Here is a 19,492-nt window from a genome sequence, read left to right as displayed (position 1 = left end):
TCTACTGATTGCAAAGAAAAAAGGGATCTTGTTCATTTTTGACAAGATCCCTTTTTAATTAATACTCTGTCTATTTGATAGTCGTTTTCAGGTTTGTCTCTTCTTCTTTCACCCACGTGGTGTCATGCTCAACACCTATCCCTTTCTGTTTCAACGTATAGTTAACATTTTCAGAAAGTAATTGATAAATGATAGAAGTGATTGGCACACTCAGTAGCATACCGACAATACCAAATAACGCACCAAATACTGTGACGGTCAGCAATGTCCAAGTGGTTGGAAGTCCAACACCTTTGCCGACAACATGTGGATAGATTAAGTTACCTTCAATTTGTTGGACTACAATAATAAAGACGATGAACCATACACCACCCCAGAAATTCTGAGCACTGATCAAGATAGCGCCAAGACCACCACCGATAAACGCCCCATAGATTGGGATAAAAGCTGATGCGCCGGTTACTACTGATACAGATAGTGCGTATGGAAAACCGAAAATGAGCATACCAACATAAGTCAGTAACCCCAAGGCAATCGCTTCGAAGAATTCGCCGCTCACAAAGTTTTTAAATGTCGTATTTGAGACCTTTCCTAAACTAGTCACAAAATTAGCCCAGCGTAGTGGGAATATGGCATAAACAAATTTCTTGAGTTGACGAACAGTCGTTTCCTTCGCAAACAATAGTGATAACGCAAACACAAATGCGATCACAATATCAAATACAAGCCCGAATAATCCAAATGTCACACCAAATAGTGACTGTAGCGTGAAGCTAGCAAAGTTAAAGGCATTGTTCAACAACCCTCTCACATAACTTTGAATTTGCTCTGGCGTAATATTGATACTCATAATCGCCCGAACAAACTGTGGATGATTATTAATTTCTGCATTAATCCAATTTGCCAAGCGATAGATGCGATCAGGAACGATACTAACAAATTGTGTTAACGTATCTCTTAAATCTGGAATGACCAAGAACATCATTAAATAAATTCCCAACACAAAGAGTAATAGCGAAATTAAAATACTGACGGGACGCACCCAACCGGCTGTTTTGCCTAGCCATTTCGCCATTAAATTTTCAAAAAACTGTGATGGAATACTTAACAAGAAAGCCATCGTAATACCAATAATAAATGGTCTAAATACTCCTAGCAATAATTGCAATAGATCTGTGACACCTTGGAGATATATCACACCCATGATAAAGAGCACGATAACGATCACGATAGCGAAGAACTTCTTAAAGTCAAATCGCTTATTCATCAAAGATCCTCCTTTCATTGACTAATACTTTTTGATCCATAGAGAATCAACATAATGATTCTCCTGCTTATGAATTAGGATTTCTGCACGATTACGTGTTGGAAGAATAAATTGTTCCAAATTAGGAAGGTTGATATTCTCCCAAACCCCTGAGATATATTCATCCTGTGCCTCAGAGGACATATTTCCCATTTCATAGTAGTAATTATCAGGATCATCAGCAGATTCGTCAATTAAAAATTTCGATCTTTTTTTGAACCAGCGTTCAATATTTTTTGTATCCGCATCCACATAAATTGTCACATCAGAGAAATCGCCCACAAAGAAATTCGCATCCTCGGTCATCTGTAACGCATTAATTCCCTCAATAATTAATACTTGTGGGGCGGTCAGCACTTCATACTCACCAGGAATAATGTCGTATTGCTCATGCGAATATTTTGGAACTTTAATATCGCTCTGATTATTCTTTACTTCCAACAAGAATTGACGCAAGCGATCCATGTTATAACTTTCAGGAAAGCCTTTGCGATCAAGGATATTATGTTCCTCTAAATATTTGGTTGGATACAAAAAACCATCCGTCGTAATCAGATCAACATTAATATTCGGTAACAATTGCGAAAGCACTTCACGGAGCAAACGAGCCGTTGTACTCTTTCCAACGGCTACACTTCCTGAAATACCAATAATAAATGGCGGAAAGTTTCCCTCAATCCCTAACAAATGATTGCGGTCTTGAATGCGACGAAAATAATGCGAGCGATAAAGCAACAATAACCGTGCAAGTGGCTCATAAATTTCCTTCGCATCTGTTAGGGTTAAATGATCGTTAACTGATACCAAATTCTGTAGCTGTGATTCTGTCAGATGCCACTCTGGCTCCATCCGACGTTCCTGCAGATAATGGTTCCATTCCATACGATTGACAATATAATACTTATCCGTTTCTTTCATAGTTGTCTGAATTCCAGATAGGAATTACTCCTCTTCATTTTTTGCAATGAAATGATAAATTGGCTGTTCCTTTTCTTCATCAAAATCAACTTCTAAGTCATAGCCATTAAAGAACCAATCATCGTTTTTATCTGTAAAGAAACGGATACCATCAACCGTATTTTCGCCTAATAGCTCATCATGCGGTTCTTCAACGCGAAGTGCTACAGACAATCCTTCGTGTACTTCTGTTTTACCGTAGACTTTAGAAGTAAAACGCACACTCTGTCCTTCACCTAATCCCATTTCATCTTTAAAAAATTTCATCGCTGCTTCAGTTAGTGAAATATTCATTATTTATTTTCCCCTTCCATATAGCTGTCTAAAACGTTTTATTCTCTACTATTATATCGATAAGTATAAGAAACTCAACGTTTTGTAACTATATTGACTTCACAATGATTTGTCAACAGACCTTATTTATAATAATTCTAATTTATGCTATAATATCTCTGGAGGAGGTAATAAAGATGTCAAATAAAGCAAAGCTCGGAAGCATCGGTGTCATTGCTCTATTATCGCTATTTTTTGAGTTTGTCCTCGGTAGACCATCGTGGGCATTCATATTGATTGCAATCGCTGGTGGTTTACTCGCCTTTTCAATGTTTTTGGAAATGATCCAAACACTCAAGGAAGGTCGCTACGGTGTCGACTTACTAGCGATCACAGCAATTGTTTCCACATTGATTGTTCGCGAGTACTGGGCATCATTGATGATTTTGTTAATGTTGATCGGTGGTGAAACTCTCGAAGATTACGCTGCTAATCGTGCGAGTCGTGAATTGAAGTCATTGATTGAACGTGCGCCAACACGTACCAAACGTCTAACCAATGGTAATTGGGAAGATATTGCTATCCAAGAAGTACGTATTGGTGATCGCTTACTCGTTCGCCCTAACGAAATCATTCCAGTCGACGGGACAATGACTTCAGGTCATGCCTTTATTGATGAATCATCTATTACAGGTGAATCGAAACCTGCTGAAAAAACACCAGGTGATCAACTATTATCTGGGGCTATTAATGATGATAAACCAATGGAAATGGTTGCTGATAAATTACCAGAGGATAGTCAGTACCAGGCCTTAGTTCGTTTGGTTAAAGAATCTACAGACCGTCCCGCTAAATTTGTCCGTATGGCTGACCGTTATGCGGTACCATTTACATTAATCGCTTATATTATCGGTGGTTTTGCGTGGTTTATCAGTAAAGACCCTGTCCGTTTCGCACAAGTTATGGTTGTGGCGTCCCCTTGTCCATTGATTTTAGCTGCACCAATTTCAATGATCGGTGGTATGAGTCGTTGTAGTCGTCACGGTATGATTGTTAAGAGTGGTGAAACACTCGAGAAGATGGAACAGGCCAAGACCGTAGCCTTTGATAAGACAGGTACTTTAACACAAGGAATTCTAGCGGTTGATCAAATTCACGTTGATAATTCTGAGTTGTCTGAAGCTGACTTTATTCAATTGGTCGCTGGTATGGAACAATCATCCATGCACGTCATTGCGCGTTCTGTCACTGATTACACAAGCATCCATAAGATCAAACCTTTAAGCATTAGCGATGTTAGTGAAGTCACAGGCGCTGGGCTCATCGGTCACTACGATGGTAGAGAAATTAAACTAGGTAAAGCATCATTTGCCGGTTACACCTCAAATGATACATACGATACTGCCCTCTACGTCAGCATCGATGATCAGCCAACTGGATGGGTAACCTTTGAAGATGTGGTTCGTGATGAATCGCGTGAAGTTATCAATACATTACGTCAAAACGGTATCAACAAAGTCGTTATGCTGACAGGTGACCGTCAAGAAACTGCTGGTCGTATTGGTCAAGCATTACAAGTTGATGAAGTTTACGCACAGTTACTTCCACAAGATAAAATTGCATTCTTGAAAAATTTAGATAGCGAGGAACGTCCAGCATGTATGGTCGGAGACGGTGTCAACGATGCCCCAGCTTTAGCCATTGCTGATGTTGGGATTGCCATGGGTGCTCACGGTGCAACCGCAGCGAGCGAAAGTGCTGACGCTGTAATTCTTCGTGATGATTTATCTGGATTGAATCAACTCTCTAAGATCTCCAAACAAACGATGAGTATCGCCCGTCAATCAGTATGGATTGGTATCATCGTCTGCTTGGTATTGATGGTTATCGCTGCTACCGGTATCATTCCAGCATTTATCGGTGCAATGTTCCAGGAGATGGTAGACTTGATTTCCATCTTGTGGTCAGTTCGTTCACTATCTGACCGCTAATTTTCATCGTTTTCGTCGTACAGTTATGGTACACTTAGTTAATCATAACTAGAGAGGAAGTAACTGATGGAAGAAAAACATTATAAGCAGCAATCCGTGTTTATGAATCAAGATATCCTAGACTCATGGTCTTACCGTGTGACTAGTGCCGTGTTCAACGCTGTCACACACGGTATAGGGTTGATCTTAGCGATTATTGCAACCATATTCTTAGTCATGAAGGGTGTACAGACTGGCGGCTCACTGGAAATTGTCGCCTACCTGATTTACGGTTTATCGATGTGTTTACTGTATTTCAATTCAATGATGTATCACAGTCTATCGTTCACCGCTGTTGCCCCACTCTTCAAGTTTTTTGATCATTCGAGTATCTACTTCCTGATTGCAGGAACCTATACACCGTTCACCCTAATTGCCATTCAAGGTGCACTCGGTTGGACCGTATTCATTCTAGAATGGGTACTTGCACTGACGGGTTTCATCGGTGAAATCACAGGTTCAGCTTTCATTAAAAAATACTCACTTTGGTTTTACTTAGGTATGGGATGGCTCGCTATCATCACGCTAATTCCGTTGATTCGTAATGTCGCGCTTCCCGGATTAATCTATCTGGTTATCGGCGGCATCCTTTACTCGATTGGGACCTACTTCTATAAATATGATGATAAAGTGGCTTATTATCATGTGCTATGGCATATCTTTGTCATGCTAGCGAGTGCAAGTATGTTCGTAGCCATTTTCTTCTATCTCTAGTACTTCAGCTATTAAATTAATCTTAAAATGCGTTAAGTTTTAAACTTAGCGCTTTTTTTGTGAAAGCATCCGTTTTCTTTCATATCGTATGTTGAGATTCTCTGCTACGGTTTGTTAGAATATGATCATTCTTTAGAGGAGGGATAGTATGTCATCAATTGTTGATTCTACCCATCGCGGTAAACAACTTTTCTGGATTACTTTAGGTGTATTTTTTGTAAACTTTGGAATGTATTATTTCCTACTACCAGATAATATCGCTGGTGGGGGGGCTGCAGGTATTGCCATGGTCCTAACTAACTTCCTACCTGTTCCCTTCTCAGTTGTGAACTTAGTGATTAATGCAGTATTGCTAGTCTTGGGTTTTATATTTATTGGAAAATCATTTGGTGGCTGGACACTCTATGCAACAGTACTCGGTACAGGATTGATGCCATTATTTGACCTCATCTATCCGATGACACAACCGTTCACCGATAATTTACTGCTCAATATGATTGTCGGTAATGCTATCTGTGCATTTGGTGTTGGTTGGGTGTTTAATGCAAGTGCTTCGACCGGTGGAGTTGATATCGTTGCCAATATTATTAAAAAGTATACCAATAATCGTTTAACGTTTAGTCAGGCATCCGTGGCAACAAATACAGCGATTTTAGCCGTAACTTTTACGACATTTGGATTAGAACGAGGATTAATCGCAACCATCGGGATGTTTTTCCAAGCATCACTATTGAACCGTATTATCTTTGGTGGCGAAGGACGCTTCTCAATTACGATTATGACATCAAAAGTTGAGGAAATTAATCAATATATTATTAATACCTTAGATCGTTCAACAACGCTGTATCATGCTGAGGGTGGCTTCCAACGACAGCCACGTTTAGTGATTAATTCCATTGTGGATGGACGTCAATTAATTAAGCTTAAACGTTTTGTCCGTGAAACAGATCCTTACGCATTCTTCTATATGTCTACTATCCACGATATCGCTGGTTTAGGTTTTACTTGGAGTCCAAATATTCCGAGTGCAATGAATCAGGGCGATAGCGAAAAACGCAAAAAACAACGTAAACGCGCATTACGCCTTGAAAAAGATGAACGCAATGCTAAACAAAATCAACCTCAGGATCAGCTAACGCCGCGCAGCAAAAAACGTCAACAAATGCATAAACAATCTGATGGAAATACAAATATGACTAATAGTCATTCATCTAGACGTCCATAGTTTGAAGGCCTATAGGCGAACACTTGGATTGCTTGATTAATGCCCATAGCTACAGTAAAATTAAAAGACGAGAAACGAGGATTTTGGGAGCATGATGTGCGACTCATTACAACAAACTATTGAGACATTCATTCGTCACCGTTACCCTGACTGCTGCGTTGAACATCACGCAACAATCACTAGTACGAATGATCGCTGTTTTGAACTTCTTGAAGAAGAATATCAAACAGTCGTCGTACTAGCTGATCATCAGACAAATGGCAGAGGGCGAATGGGACGCTCATTTTTCTCACCGACATCTGGTATTTACCTGACTGTCGGTTTTTTAGTCAAAGACAATCTAGAGCAGTTATCGCACTTGACAGCACATGCTGCGGTAGCTGTTCTGCAAATGGTTGACCAAGTGACTAAAACGACTAATGCTCAGATCAAATGGGTGAACGATATCTATCTTCATCACCGCAAAATTGCTGGTATTCTAGTACAAACAGAACAAAGCCAACAATCACCTGAGAATTGGAAGGTTATCATCGGTATAGGCATCAATTTGGTAGCACCAGAGGAAGATTTTCCTGAAGACTTACAGACAAAAGCTGGCGCCCTATTCGATAACACTATCAATGATAAACAAAAAACAGACTGCGTTATCACGTTACTGGCGGCATTCGATGAATGGTTGGATTTGGATTCCACCCTCAATATGGAGGCACTTAATATTTATCGTGAGCGACAACTATTATCTGATAAAGTTGTAAATTATCAGTATGATCGCAAAGAGTATACTGGTCGCGTGATTGGTATTGATGAACACTTTCGATTAATCATCCAATCAGAGACTGGTCTACTGCATACCCTAGATTCTGGCGAAGTCCATATTTTAAATTGGCAATAATGATTTAAAAACACGTTTGATAAAAAGGAGTTATATATGATTTATAAAGTACTATATCAAGAAAACGCAAATGAACCTGCGATTCGCGAAAACACACAAGCGCTCTACATCGAAGGCGAAACGATTCGCGAAGTTAGACAAAAAATTAACGCCCACAGCTCTGTACTTATTGAAAACATCTTCCCGCTTGATGAAGCACACCTTGCATATGAACAGCAGTCTGAAGATTTTCATTTAACGGAGTATGATGATTAATGGCATGGGATGTAAAAAATAACGAAACAGCCGTTTTTGCTATCGGTGGATTAGGCGAAATCGGTAAAAATATGTACGCCGTCCAGTTCCAAGATGAAATCATCGTGATGGACGCTGGGGTTAAATTCCCAGAAGATGAGTTGTTGGGGATTGACTATGTCATCTCAGATTATCACTACCTTATTGAAAATAAGGATCGTGTCAAAGGTGTATTCATCACTCATGGTCACGAAGATCATATTGGTGGCATTCCCTTCTTGTTAAAACAAGTTAATTTACCGATTTATGCGGGGAAGCTATCGCTTGCCCTGATCCGAGGTAAATTGGAAGAACACGGCTTACTGCGTCAGACTGAACTTCATGAAGTCGATGAGGATTCTGTGATTTCTTTTGATAAAACCTCAGTGAGTTTCTTCCGTGTGACACACAGTATTCCAGACCCTGTCGGTATCGTCGTTAAAACGCCAAGCGCTCGTATTGCCTTTACTGGTGACTACAAGTTTGACTTTACACCAGTTGGTAAGACAGCAGACTTGCATAAGATGGCACGTCTCGGTGAAGAAGGTATTACCCTTTTACTCGGTGATTCTACGAACTCTGAGGTGCCTGGCTTTACTAAATCTGAACATGTCGTCGGTGAGGCTTTAGAAGAAATCATCTCTAATATTAAAGACCGTGTGATTTTTGCGTCGTTCGCATCGAATATCTCGCGTTTACGCGAAGCAGTAAGTATCGCACGTCGTAACGGTCGAAAAGTGGTTGTTTTTGGACGATCGATGGAGAACGCGTTCAAAAACGCCAGTGAAATTGGTTATTTCGATTTCCCAGAAGATACCTTTATCGATAAGAGTGAAATCAACCGCTATTCGGATGATGAAATTATGGTCATGTGTACGGGGTCTCAAGGTGAACCACTAGCTGCCCTAAGCCGTATTGCGAACGGTACGCATCGTTATGTATCTATTCATCCAACTGATACGATTGTCTTTTCTAGTTCACCTATTCCAGGAAACTATCGTGCCGTTAATAATCTAATCAATCGGTTATTAGAATCCGGTGCAGATGTTATTCATGGAAAGATCAACGACGTTCATACTTCCGGACACGGTGCGCAGGAAGAACAAAAGTTGATGCTTCGTCTATTAAAACCTAAATACTTTATGCCCGTTCACGGTGAATATCGCATGTTGAGTATTCAAGCAGAAACAGCTGAGATGGTCGGTGTGCCTCGCGAAAATACCTTTATTTGTGGTAATGGCGACGTTCTCGCCGTGACAGAAGATTCTTGTCGTCACGCCGGACATATTCCAGCAAGTGATGTCTACGTGGATGGTAAAGGTATCGGTGATATTGGAAACATCGTCTTGAAGGACCGTAAACACCTCTCTGAGGACGGCATCGTCATTGTGGTTGTATCGGTTGACTTCAATAACCACGAGCTTGTCACAGGTCCTGATATCATCTCACGCGGCTTTATTTATATGCGTGAATCCGAGGTATTAATTAAAAATGCTCAAAAAGTTATCCAGACTGCTGTGATTGGCCAGTTAAATTCTGGCAAACCAGTCTCTGATAAAATCTTACGTGATTGTATGCAGAATGCATTGGGACCTTTCTTATACAAACGTACCAAACGTCAACCGATGATTTTACCAGTTGTAATGTCCCTATAATTGAAACGAAAAAGAGGCACACATGAGTGAAGTAAAACTCATGTGTGCCTCTTTTTGTATATACTTCTATAGTTATATTCTAAGCCGTTTCTACTGCATCAATATGAACAGTGAATTTTCCACCTGGTGTTTCAATATCAACATCTTCACCGACTTTACGTCCAATTAATGCTTTAGCGATTGGTGACTCATTAGAAATGCGTCCACTCATTGGATCAGCTTCTGCTTTACCAACGATTTCGTATTCTTCCTCATCACCATCTGGAACTTCAGAAAAACGTACGCGTTTCCCTAAGCTGACAGTATCTTTTTCGATTGATTCTGGATCAACAATCTGTGCGTAGCGAATCATACGCTCTAATGTTGAGATGCGTCCTTCAATGAAGGACTGTTCATCTTTTGCTGCTTCGTATTCGGAGTTTTCAGATAAGTCCCCGTAACTACGCGCGATCTTGATACGATTCACAACTTCTTTACGCTTATTAATTTTGAGATCTTCTAATTCTTCTTCTAATCGTTGTTTACCTTCAACGGTCATTGGATAACTTTCTTCTGTCATCGCTAATTCCCCTTTTAGTTATATTTATTTAAAATTGAATGAACTTACTTACACTATCACGGTTATCCCAATAATTCAAGACGATACCGTGCGATATCTTACTCTTGGTTTGGTTGCTGCTGATTGAGATTAGCATCTTCTTCAGAAACATAATTGTCAACTTTTTCCATATGTTCCTCGTAAGTCTTGGAATAGTATACCTGTCCCGTCTTCAAATCTGCAACAAAGTAAAGATAATCATTGGCTTCAGGTTTCAATGCTGCTTCGATACTTTCTTCACTCGGTGAATTGAATGGTCCTGGTCCTAAGCCAGTATTCTGGTAGAGATTATATGGTGAATCGGTTTGTGTCTCTTCAATCGTGACATATGTCGAATGCGTGCGGTTAGCATAATTGACCGTAATATCTGATTGAATTGGCATGTCCTGTTCAAGACGATTTCTGAATACACCAGAAATTAAACGACGATCTTCACCTGTCCCAGCTTCTGCTTCAATGAGAGAAGCTAATGTCAAGAGATCATGTAATGACATATCGGATTGTGCAATGTATCCCTCGTACTTCTGACGAACTTGATCCATTGCAGCAACCATCATCTCAATTACAGACTCCGGCGTATCTTTTTCCGTTAATGAATACGTTGATGGGAAGAGATAACCCTCTAATTTATAGCGAACATCCGCATCCTCAACAACGCCTTCCATTAACTGCGGATAGGCTTCGCTCAAGCGTGTCACAAATGCATTGTCATTCATCAATTCTAGCATCTGCTCTTCAGTTACATTGAATTGCGCGGCTAAAATACCAGCAATATCTTCAACATTAGAACCTTCCGGAACTGTCACACGACCAACAACTTCATCACCACTGTATCCCTCATTCAGTTGTTGCTTAACATCTGGGAAACCGCTTGAGGTTGTAAAGTGATAGCGACCACTACGGATATTATCCCCGCCACCGGTCAAGCGCAAGTACGCTTTAAATAATGTGCTGTTGAAGACAACGTCGTTATCCTCCAAAATATTCGCTACATCCGTTTGTGACGCACCTTCTGGAATCATGACTTCAACTTCTTTTTCTTCGCCAAAGCCGCCCGTTGCAATGACAAAGGTAAACATGCTACCCAATAAAAGTAATAGTAAGAATAGCGAGAGAATCAGCCACTTCACCCAGCGACGTTTTTTCTTCTTTCGTGGTTCAGGCTTTGCTGTCTGATGTTCATGAATCGATTCTTGTGACTCATATTCAAATTCATTGTGCGACGTATGCGCTTTTGACTGTGGTTGGTATTCGTCCTTTTTACGATGTGCCTCTACTTCTGGTTGATGCGACGCTGCTTTAGACGATGGTTTACTATCAGATGGTTGCATCACAACCGGTTTACGTTTCTTTTTAGGTTTTGACTGCTGATCGTGTATTTCAGAACGACGCGGAGTGCGATTCATCTCACGTTTTTCTTCCTCACGTCTCTGCTCCGCCATACGACGGCGTCGAGCAGCCATTCGGCGTCGTTTTTCCTCTTCGGTCAATGGCCGACGTCGTTTGCGTGGTTCATTCTGTTGATCTCTTGACATTCTCTTGCTTTCCCTCCCTCATGATACGAAAGAGAAAGGGAAGATAGAATACCTTGCATTCTAATTCCCTTTCTCATTACTAGAGCGCTGTGCGCAACTATTTACATGTTATTGCATATCTGGATCTGATAAGAAGGTATTTAGTACTTCCTCAATCATATCCCACTCTTCGTCACTTTCAATTTCTTCAAGTGAGCCAATTTCTTCTGATTCATTTTCAGAGGTATATGCATAAGCTTCAACACTTACTTCTTCCTCATCTGACTCGTCTTCTGGAACGATCAATACATAGGAACGATCATAATCATCAGAATGGAAAGTAAACAAGATGTGATATGCTTTCTCGTTACCTTCTTCATCTACTAATGTAATCATATCTTCTTCTGACATAATAACCTCATTTCACACAAGTGTTCAAAGAACTACATACTTATACGATCAAGATAGTTCTGCAAAATTAATACCGCAGCCAGCTTATCGATGACTTTTTTTCGCTTTTTGCGGCTAATATCCGCAGACTCAACAAGCATTCGCTCTGCTTGAACCGTAGTTAAACGTTCATCTTGATAATCAACTGGTAAATGGAAATGCGCTTCAACCATTTCCCCATATTTTCTGGATGCCTCTGCGCGAGGACCTTCTGTATTATTCATGTTTTTCGGTAGACCAATAACTACACGTTCAACACGATATTCATCGAGCAACACTTTGAGACGATCAAGTCCAAATTGCTCCGCTTCCTCATCGATTGGAATAATCTCAACGCCCTGAGCAGTCCATCCAAACGGATCACTGACAGCAACACCGACCGTGCGTGATCCGACATCTAGCCCCATAATTCTCATTGATTATCCGTCTTAGAGTGTTTCATATAGGATTCAATGAGTTCTTCAAGTATCTCATCGCGTTCATGGTAACGAATTAAATTACGTGCATGATTGTGGCGTGGAATGTACGCAGGATCTCCTGAGAGCAAGTAGCCGACAATCTGATTGACTGGATTGTATCCTTTCTCAATCAGTGCACCATAGACAATATCAAGTGTTTCCTTGATATCTTTGCCTTTGTTGTCATCGAAATGAAATAATACTGTTTCGTCTTTGGCACTCATTGTGTCACCTCCAAAAATGACATAAAACTGACCATATTGTATACAATGGCGATTAGAATAACAACAAACCGCTGTTTTTTTACCAAAAATTAATTTTCTTGTAATACAACCGAAACCATTTCAAGTGCTTTAGCGATACCAGCCGGATTCTTACCACCTGCTTGTGCTAAATTCGGACGGCCACCACCACCACCGTTAATTTCTTTGGCGAGTGATTTGATCAAGTCACCTGCTTTCATGCCTGCAGCGACCGCTTTGTCAGAAAGTGCAACTAATAAGTTAGCTTTATCACCCGATCCTGTTGCCAGCACTAAGACATCAGATGGTGATTTCTGTTTCCATTCATCGGAGACCTTACGTAAATCATCCATCGTACGGTTGTCCAGCTGTTCAGCAATAAACGTCCAGTCACCCGCTGTCTGTACATGGTCAAATAATTCTGTAGCAGAAGCTTGATTCATCTTTTGATGAAGTGATTCAATTTCTGAACGTAGCTGACGGATCTCTTCATTTTGAGAAGACAAACGTCCTAAGATATTATCTACCGATGTCGCTTTCATAGCATCAGCAACTTCATGTAACAATTTATCATGTGCTTTAAGATAATCCTGTGCGCCTTTTGAAGTCAATGCTTCAATACGTTTTACACCAGAACCAACACTTGAAATCTGAGTAATGATAAATTGTCCGATTTCAGCAGTGTTTTGAACATGGGTACCACCACAGAGCTCGACAGACCAGTCAGAGACACTAACCATGCGTAACTTGTCTCCGAGCTTGTCATATTTATCACCGAATAAGGCCATCGCACCTTTATCTTTGGCTTCTTCAATCGTTGTTAATTCGGTAACCACTGGAATCTGTTCATAAATCTTGTCATTAACAATTGCCTCAATTTGAGCAACAGCTTCGGAAGAAATCTGTCCGAAGTATGTAAAGTCAAAGCGCAAGTAATTTTCGTCTAATAGAGATCCCGCCTGGTTAACCTCATCTCCTAACACATCCTTTAACGCCTGATGTAAGAGGTGTGTGGCTGTATGATTCTTACGAATAAATTGACGACGCTTGCGATCGATAACCAATTTAACTGCATCGTGCATAGCTAACGGTCGTACCGTTTCGATCGTATGTAAGTTCTGATCATTTGGTGCATGTTGCACATCGATGACATGACCGATTAATTCGCCGTCCATCGTGTAGACATCACCTGTGTCACCAACCTGTCCACCACGTTCACCATAGAACGGTGTACGGTCAGCAATAAAGTAAGCTTTTTCGCCAGCTGGTACTGCTTCAACCATTTCATCATTATGGATCAAAGCAACAATTTCGGCGTCTGCAGAATCTTCAGTGTAACCGGTAAAGATACTTTGAACGTGAATATCACCGAGCACTGTTGATTGAACGGCTAAACCGCCAACCTTTTCACGTGCATTACGTGCGCGTTGTCTTTGTTCATCCATCGATGCGTTGAAGCCTTCGTGATCTACCGTAAATCCGTCATCTTCGAGTAATTCTTCCGTCAATTCTAATGGGAAACCGTAAGTATCAAACAATTGGAAAGCTGAAGCCCCATCAAGTACCGTTTCATTAGTTGCTTTTAATGCTGCCATTTTTTCACGAAGGATCTTCTCACCTTCAGAAATTGTACTGTGGAAGCGTTCCTCTTCATCTTTGAGTACTTCAAGAATTAGCGCTTTATTGTCACGTATTTCTGGATAGAAATCACCCATGATATCCGTAATGATCGGTAATAATTTCCCTAAGAATGCCCCTTTGATACCAAGCTTACGACCGTGCATCACTGCGCGACGAATCAAACGACGCAGAACGTAGCCTGCCCCTTCATTTGAAGGTAATGCATGATCTCCTATAGCAAAAATAACTGCACGTGTGTGATCCGCAATTACTTTGAAAGAAACATTCGTTTTAGCATCATCACCGTATGACACGCCGTCTGCCAATTTTTCAATTTCTTTAATAATTGGCATAAACAGGTCTGTTTCAAAGTTTGTTTCGGTCTCCTGCATGACACTAGCGATACGTTCTAGTCCCATACCAGTATCAATATTTTTATGTTTCAAATCAACATATGTATCATCTGGCATATGATTCCATTGTGAGAAAACGATATTCCAAATTTCTAAGTAACGGGCATTTTCTCCACCAGGGAACATTTCTGGATCATCATTTGGAAGATCTTGGAATTTTTCTCCGCGGTCAAAGAAAATTTCTGTATCCGGACCACTCGGACCTGCACCGAGGTCCCAGATATTATCCTCTAATGGGACAAAGTGATCCTCAGAGAGTTCAGTCACTTTTTGCCAGATTTGGTGTGTGGTTTCATCATCTGGATAGTACGTCATGTAGAGGCGTTCACTATCCAAATTCAACCATTCTTCTCCGGTTAAGAATTCCCAAGCCCATGGCAACATTTCTTCTTTGAAGTACTCACCGATGGACCAGTTTCCTAACATTTCAAACAATGTTTGGTGACGTGCGGTATGACCGACGTTTTCAATATCATTGGTACGAATACATTTTTGCGCATTAGCAATACGTGGATTTTCTGGTACCTGAGAACCATCTAAGAATGGTTTAATTGCTGCTACCCCAGAGTTAATCCAAAGTAAGGTAGGGTCATTTTTAGGAACGAGTGAGGCACTCTCAAAAATATCATGATCTTTGCTTTCCCAAAATTTTAACCATAATGTTCTAATTCGATTGCTCGATAGTGCCTGCATACTGCTGTTCCTCCATACGTTTTAATAGTTTTAAATAACTGTCTATAATTATTTAGCCAATGCTTAAATTATATCTAAGTGATTTTCAAGCGTCAATTATCGCATCAATTGTGTTGTCGCATTTTTCAGCTTCCACACCGAGTTCGGTAAATTTATCCTCAATGTTTAATTTTTTCTTGATATCTTCAATCAATTCGACCATACGTTCAACACCTTCTTCAGTGTCATAAGTTGTATGATCAACGATTCCTGCCATTCGTGCATAACGCTTAGCGGTCTCTTCTTGGCCTGTCGTTTCATAACGCCCCATACCGGCATTAAACTGAACAATATCAGATAACAGTAAGCTGTTAATACGCCCATGAACGAGTTTCAAACGCGCGCCCATGGAATGAGAGATTCCGTGAACAGCACCTAAGCCCGCTTTAATGAATACCAGGCTAGCGATCGCAGATGCATGAAGCATCTTACGACGAGCATCCAAGTCGTCTGGATTTTCAACTACTTTCGGTAAGTTTTCCAATACCAATGGCACGGCCTTCTCCGCCCATGGATCAGTGAATGTGGCGTGACCACGGAACGCTGGATCCATGGATGCAGCAACGTAAGCCTCTAAGGCATGCGTGAGAACGCCCATCCCTGAATTGATTGTAGTTGCTTCCGGCATGGATACCGTTAATTCTGGTAGTAAGTACGCCTTGTCTGGTTGGTAATCGTCATCCAATTGCGGCATCTTTAATCCGGTATCGTCATCTGTAGCAACAGCTAAGTCATTCACTTCAGAACCCGTACCGCTTGTCGTTGGGATAGCGATAAAATCACCATCGAATGCAGCATCTACCTTCATACCTTTCGCAGCGTCCATTGCAGAACCACCACTGAGTGCAAAAATCACACTTGGTTCAAGTTCTTTAATCTTTTCTGCCCCCTTCGCAATAATGCTCAACGGTGGATCAGATTTTACTTCATTAAAGACATGAACTTCGTTGTTAGATTCTGCCACTTTTACGAGTTTTTGTGCACCATCAGGATCCGCACCATGACGGCTAGTAATGATCACGATGCGTTCATCTGAGTAGTTTTTAAATTCTTCAAATACTTCTTCTTCAAAGAAAATCTCTGTTGGGAGGTATAGTGGTTTCATTCTTGTTTGACCTCCTCTTTTGAATAGCACTTTCGTATTTCTAGCAATCGCAATTGCTATGTCTAAAACTATAGGAGGAAAATCAACACTCGTCAAAACTGAACTTTTTGTCAGTATGGCAAAACCCTATCATATCAAGGTATAATCACAATCACTTATCTCCGTTAGTCGCTAATGGTATACTCTACCCTGCGATTTGTATTGTTAGTTCCCATAAGGAGGGAGACTCATGTCATTTTTCTATCGAAATAAAGAATTCTTTACCGAAATTGGTCTGGCACTGTGTGCTATCAGTGGTAAAGTCAAACCAGCGATTCTCTATGAACTCTTACAAGAATCCCCTTTGCGGCTCAGTGAAATCGAACGCAAGCTACCTGATATCAATCAGCGTATGCTCATTCGTCAGATCAAAGAACTCGAAGCGGATGGATTGATTAAACGAACGGAATACCCTGTTGTGCCTCCAAAGGTTGACTACCAATTAACAGATTTAGGTGAGACGTTACGTGCATCGCTTGAATCACTTCATCAGTGGGCGCATACCTACTATGAACAATGAAAGACAAAGGTATCGAATCTGAATGGCAAATAGATTAATCAAAAAAGGATACAGCGTCAGTTGTGACGTTGTATCCTTTTTACTATGCTTTCGATTACTCACTAACTATTTTTTGCGTTTAAGTGCAAAAGCAGAACCTGCAGCAGTCATTAATAGACCGAGTGATAAACCAGCCGTTGCAACACTTGTTTGTGGTAATTGTGATGTTGCTTCAGTTGCTTTAACAGACTCAGACTTAGCTGATTCGCCTGTCTCAGTTTCAGTTTGAGCTACATTGTTATCTTTCTTAGCCTCTTCAACGTGAGCTGTTAAGCGGTCGATCCATTCCGCTTTAACTTCTGATCCTTCAGTTTGTTCGTCTAATTTTTCTTCGACGATCTCGTCAGGAAAGATGTCATCCGCCCATTCGGCGTTTTGTTATACAGTTGGTTCCGGTGTTGGAGTTTCGTTGTTATTATCTTCATCAGGAATTTCCTGATCTTCGGTATCTTCTGAGAAATCAATTTGTTCTTCTGTTAATTCGCTAATAACAGCGTGTCCTAATTCATAAAGAACTTGGAAAACACCATCTCCAACTGCTGGTGTCATATTATAGGATGTGCCATCAGGATTTTCTTTTTGAACTTGCTTCGTTGCTTTTGCGAAGAATTCCTCGAATTTTTCAATAGTTGATATAGAGACTTTGTCATTTGCATCACCTTGATAGTGTCGTGCAAAATCAATTAAGTCCATAGCCACTAAGTTATTCTTAGCATAAGCTGATGCAGCATCAATCCACGCTTTTGAATCATCGTAGAAACCTTTAACTTTAATGTTTTGGAGCGTTTCAGGCAATTTCGCAATTAATTCAAGATGTTCACGTAAATTAGTGGCTGATTGTTGATATTGCGCTTCATCAGGATTCTGCAAGACAGTCTTGTACGCATTCACAAAAGCTGAGAGTACTGGCGCACGCCAATCTTCCTCTTCAAAATCAACTTCATCATAGAACTTATCATATGGTTGCCAACTTAAGTTCAAGTCTACAAAGGCAGCAACACTCTTCTGCAATTCGACATCTTGACCAGCGATTTCAATAATTGTTTCGTTCAAACCTTGAATTGGGTCGTACGTTGTTGGTGCCCAGGTGTAATCAGCATAGGACTTAATCCCTGGCCATGAAGCATACGGTTCAACCATTGGGTTCGCAGTGAAACCATCTGTCAATCCCCCTAATTCTGCTGCACGACCGAAAATTGGACGCATAAATAAGCGATTGCTTGCCTGGTCATTTACTGGATAATTATCCCATAGGAAGACATGATCAGAACCATATGATTTCTTAGCTGCTTCAATTTGTTCTGGGGTAATTTCTGTCGCAAAGACACCCATACCTGTCCATTGGATACGAATATCTTTATTTAGATATTTAGTCATACCTGTACGATATGGCGACTCTGAAGTTCCTGCATAGTCTGTTGGAACAAACCAGAGATCTGGCAAGTTATGCCCCTGGATATATTCCTCTTGTAGTCGGTTCAAGTATTCTGTTTGAGCTTGTGCATATTTTCTGCTGATTTTATATGTAATGTTTTTCCCATATTTCTCAGCATCTTTACCTTTTAGTGGAACGTCCCAAAGGTCATCAAGTGCGATGTAGAATTGCGTAACCCCTAGTGCACGCAATTGGTCGAATTTCTGAACGGTAATTTGATAATCTTCGTCTGAAGTATATTCAATATCTTTTCCTGGCGATAATACATAAACGAAATCCACATGATTCTTACGTGCGGAGTCGATCAAGGATTTTAATTTTTCTTGTTCTTCTTCTGGGTAAAGATCTCTCTATTTATCTCTCAAGTAAGGGTCATTCTTTGGAAAGTAAATGTATGTATTCATACCATGTTTACCCATGAATTCGAACATATCTTTACGCGCTTCATCGGACCATGGTTTACCGTAAAATCCTTCGATAACTCCACGAATTGGCATTTCTGGTGATTCAACACGGGATTCTTCAGTAATCTGTCCGTATTCGATCTTGTTCAGGATATCGTTAGCACCGTAGAACAAACCGTCCGCATCTTTACCGACAACGGATAGATTTAATTTCTCCCCATCTTTGACGATATTAACCGTATATCCCTGATCATTCGTTTCGATCGTTTCGTCAACCGTGAAAGAAGCCTCACCGAAATGTTCATCAAAGATCGGTTGTTTTGATTCAAAGAATTCCTTATCTGTCTCTTCAACATCAACAACTTCATCCGTGATTTCTTCCTCAGTTGCTTCTGTTTCTTCCGCTGCTGGTGCTACTTCTTCAGCATCAGATGCAGCATACAAAGCAGCTGTTGGCACTTCTGGTTCTTCAGCTTCTTCTGGTGTTACCTCAGCTTCTTCCTGCTCTGGAAGAACAACAGATGCCATTTCAGTTGCTTCTGTTTCTGTTGATACAAATTCACTCACAACTGGTGTCGTTGCTGCTGTTTCCTCCGCT

The 19,492-nt window shown here is 40.6% G+C and carries 17 protein-coding genes and 1 pseudogene; 7 read left to right on the top strand and 11 right to left on the bottom strand.

Annotation, left to right across the window (positions count from 1 at the left end; genetic code table 11):
- Positions 1–70: 70 nt before the first annotated feature.
- From ACWOEX_RS01240 to ACWOEX_RS01230, 3 genes are read right to left on the bottom strand one after another with little or no spacing between them, the layout of a single operon-like run.
- Complete coding sequence (locus ACWOEX_RS01240) at positions 71–1,267, bottom strand: AI-2E family transporter (protein WP_455297443.1); 1,197 nt, start codon at positions 1,265–1,267, stop codon at positions 71–73.
- Positions 1,268–1,288: 21 nt separating this feature from the next.
- A complete protein-coding gene (gene coaA / locus ACWOEX_RS01235; protein WP_455297442.1) occupies positions 1,289–2,224 on the bottom strand; it encodes a type I pantothenate kinase in 936 nt (311 codons plus the stop codon).
- A gap of 24 nt (positions 2,225–2,248) precedes the next feature.
- Positions 2,249–2,557 (bottom strand): HesB/YadR/YfhF family protein, encoded by a 309-nt coding sequence (locus ACWOEX_RS01230; protein WP_455297441.1) that lies wholly within the window; start codon positions 2,555–2,557, stop codon positions 2,249–2,251.
- 176 nt (positions 2,558–2,733) lie between these two features.
- Here ACWOEX_RS01230 and ACWOEX_RS01225 point away from each other — a divergent pair, with 176 nt between their 5' ends.
- The 6 genes from ACWOEX_RS01225 (at position 2,734) to rnjA (ending at position 9,325) form a co-directional block, all read left to right on the top strand.
- The gene (locus ACWOEX_RS01225) at positions 2,734–4,527 is read left to right on the top strand and encodes a heavy metal translocating P-type ATPase (protein ID WP_455297440.1); all 1,794 of its coding nucleotides are present in this window, start codon (positions 2,734–2,736) and stop codon (positions 4,525–4,527) included.
- Positions 4,528–4,593: 66 nt separating this feature from the next.
- Positions 4,594–5,280, top strand: a complete 687-nt coding sequence (gene trhA, locus ACWOEX_RS01220) for a PAQR family membrane homeostasis protein TrhA (protein WP_455297439.1) — start codon at positions 4,594–4,596, stop codon at positions 5,278–5,280.
- Positions 5,281–5,428: 148 nt separating this feature from the next.
- On the top strand, positions 5,429–6,505 hold the full coding sequence (locus ACWOEX_RS01215) for a YitT family protein (protein ID WP_455297438.1): 1,077 nt from the start codon (positions 5,429–5,431) through the stop codon (positions 6,503–6,505).
- Between the two features lie 91 nt (positions 6,506–6,596).
- A complete protein-coding gene (locus ACWOEX_RS01210) occupies positions 6,597–7,397 on the top strand; it encodes a biotin--[acetyl-CoA-carboxylase] ligase (RefSeq protein ID WP_455297437.1) in 801 nt (266 codons plus the stop codon).
- Between the two features lie 36 nt (positions 7,398–7,433).
- Positions 7,434–7,652, top strand: a complete 219-nt coding sequence (locus ACWOEX_RS01205) for a DNA-dependent RNA polymerase subunit epsilon (protein WP_455297436.1) — start codon at positions 7,434–7,436, stop codon at positions 7,650–7,652.
- A complete protein-coding gene (gene rnjA, locus ACWOEX_RS01200) occupies positions 7,652–9,325 on the top strand; it encodes a ribonuclease J1 (RefSeq protein ID WP_455297435.1) in 1,674 nt (557 codons plus the stop codon). The genes ACWOEX_RS01205 and rnjA overlap by 1 nt, the downstream gene beginning before the upstream one ends.
- A 79-nt stretch (positions 9,326–9,404) precedes the next feature.
- Here rnjA and greA read toward each other — a convergent pair whose 3' ends face one another.
- The 7 genes from greA to ACWOEX_RS01165 form a co-directional block, all read right to left on the bottom strand.
- Positions 9,405–9,884, bottom strand: coding sequence for a transcription elongation factor GreA (gene greA, locus ACWOEX_RS01195; protein WP_455297434.1), 480 nt, complete (start codon positions 9,882–9,884; stop codon positions 9,405–9,407).
- A gap of 98 nt (positions 9,885–9,982) precedes the next feature.
- Positions 9,983–11,458 (bottom strand): endolytic transglycosylase MltG, encoded by a 1,476-nt coding sequence (gene mltG / locus ACWOEX_RS01190; protein ID WP_455297433.1) that lies wholly within the window; start codon positions 11,456–11,458, stop codon positions 9,983–9,985.
- 108 nt (positions 11,459–11,566) lie between these two features.
- Positions 11,567–11,851, bottom strand: coding sequence for a DUF1292 domain-containing protein (locus ACWOEX_RS01185; RefSeq protein WP_455297646.1), 285 nt, complete (start codon positions 11,849–11,851; stop codon positions 11,567–11,569).
- Between the two features lie 29 nt (positions 11,852–11,880).
- The gene (ruvX, locus tag ACWOEX_RS01180) at positions 11,881–12,303 is read right to left on the bottom strand and encodes a Holliday junction resolvase RuvX (RefSeq protein ID WP_455297432.1); all 423 of its coding nucleotides are present in this window, start codon (positions 12,301–12,303) and stop codon (positions 11,881–11,883) included.
- Positions 12,300–12,569: an IreB family regulatory phosphoprotein gene (locus ACWOEX_RS01175; RefSeq protein WP_455297431.1), complete on the bottom strand. Its 270-nt coding sequence runs from the start codon at positions 12,567–12,569 to the stop codon at positions 12,300–12,302. The genes ruvX and ACWOEX_RS01175 overlap by 4 nt, the downstream gene beginning before the upstream one ends.
- 89 nt (positions 12,570–12,658) lie before the next feature.
- Positions 12,659–15,313 (bottom strand): alanine--tRNA ligase, encoded by a 2,655-nt coding sequence (gene alaS / locus ACWOEX_RS01170; RefSeq protein ID WP_455297430.1) that lies wholly within the window; start codon positions 15,311–15,313, stop codon positions 12,659–12,661.
- A gap of 85 nt (positions 15,314–15,398) precedes the next feature.
- Positions 15,399–16,457 (bottom strand): iron-containing alcohol dehydrogenase, encoded by a 1,059-nt coding sequence (locus tag ACWOEX_RS01165; protein WP_455297429.1) that lies wholly within the window; start codon positions 16,455–16,457, stop codon positions 15,399–15,401.
- A gap of 229 nt (positions 16,458–16,686) precedes the next feature.
- Between ACWOEX_RS01165 and ACWOEX_RS01160 the strand changes: the two genes are divergently transcribed.
- Positions 16,687–17,016, top strand: a complete 330-nt coding sequence (locus ACWOEX_RS01160; RefSeq protein WP_455297428.1) for a winged helix-turn-helix transcriptional regulator — start codon at positions 16,687–16,689, stop codon at positions 17,014–17,016.
- 417 nt (positions 17,017–17,433) lie between these two features.
- On the opposite strand, the pseudogene ACWOEX_RS01155 reads toward ACWOEX_RS01160, so the two are convergent.
- A pseudogene (locus tag ACWOEX_RS01155) lies at positions 17,434–19,422 on the bottom strand (protein O-GlcNAcase).
- Between the last annotated feature and the right edge of the window lie 70 nt (positions 19,423–19,492).

This window comes from Aerococcus vaginalis (assembly GCF_053762225.1).
The sequence above is the reverse complement of the archived record's forward strand: the minus strand, read 5'-3'. Positions and strand labels throughout refer to the sequence as shown.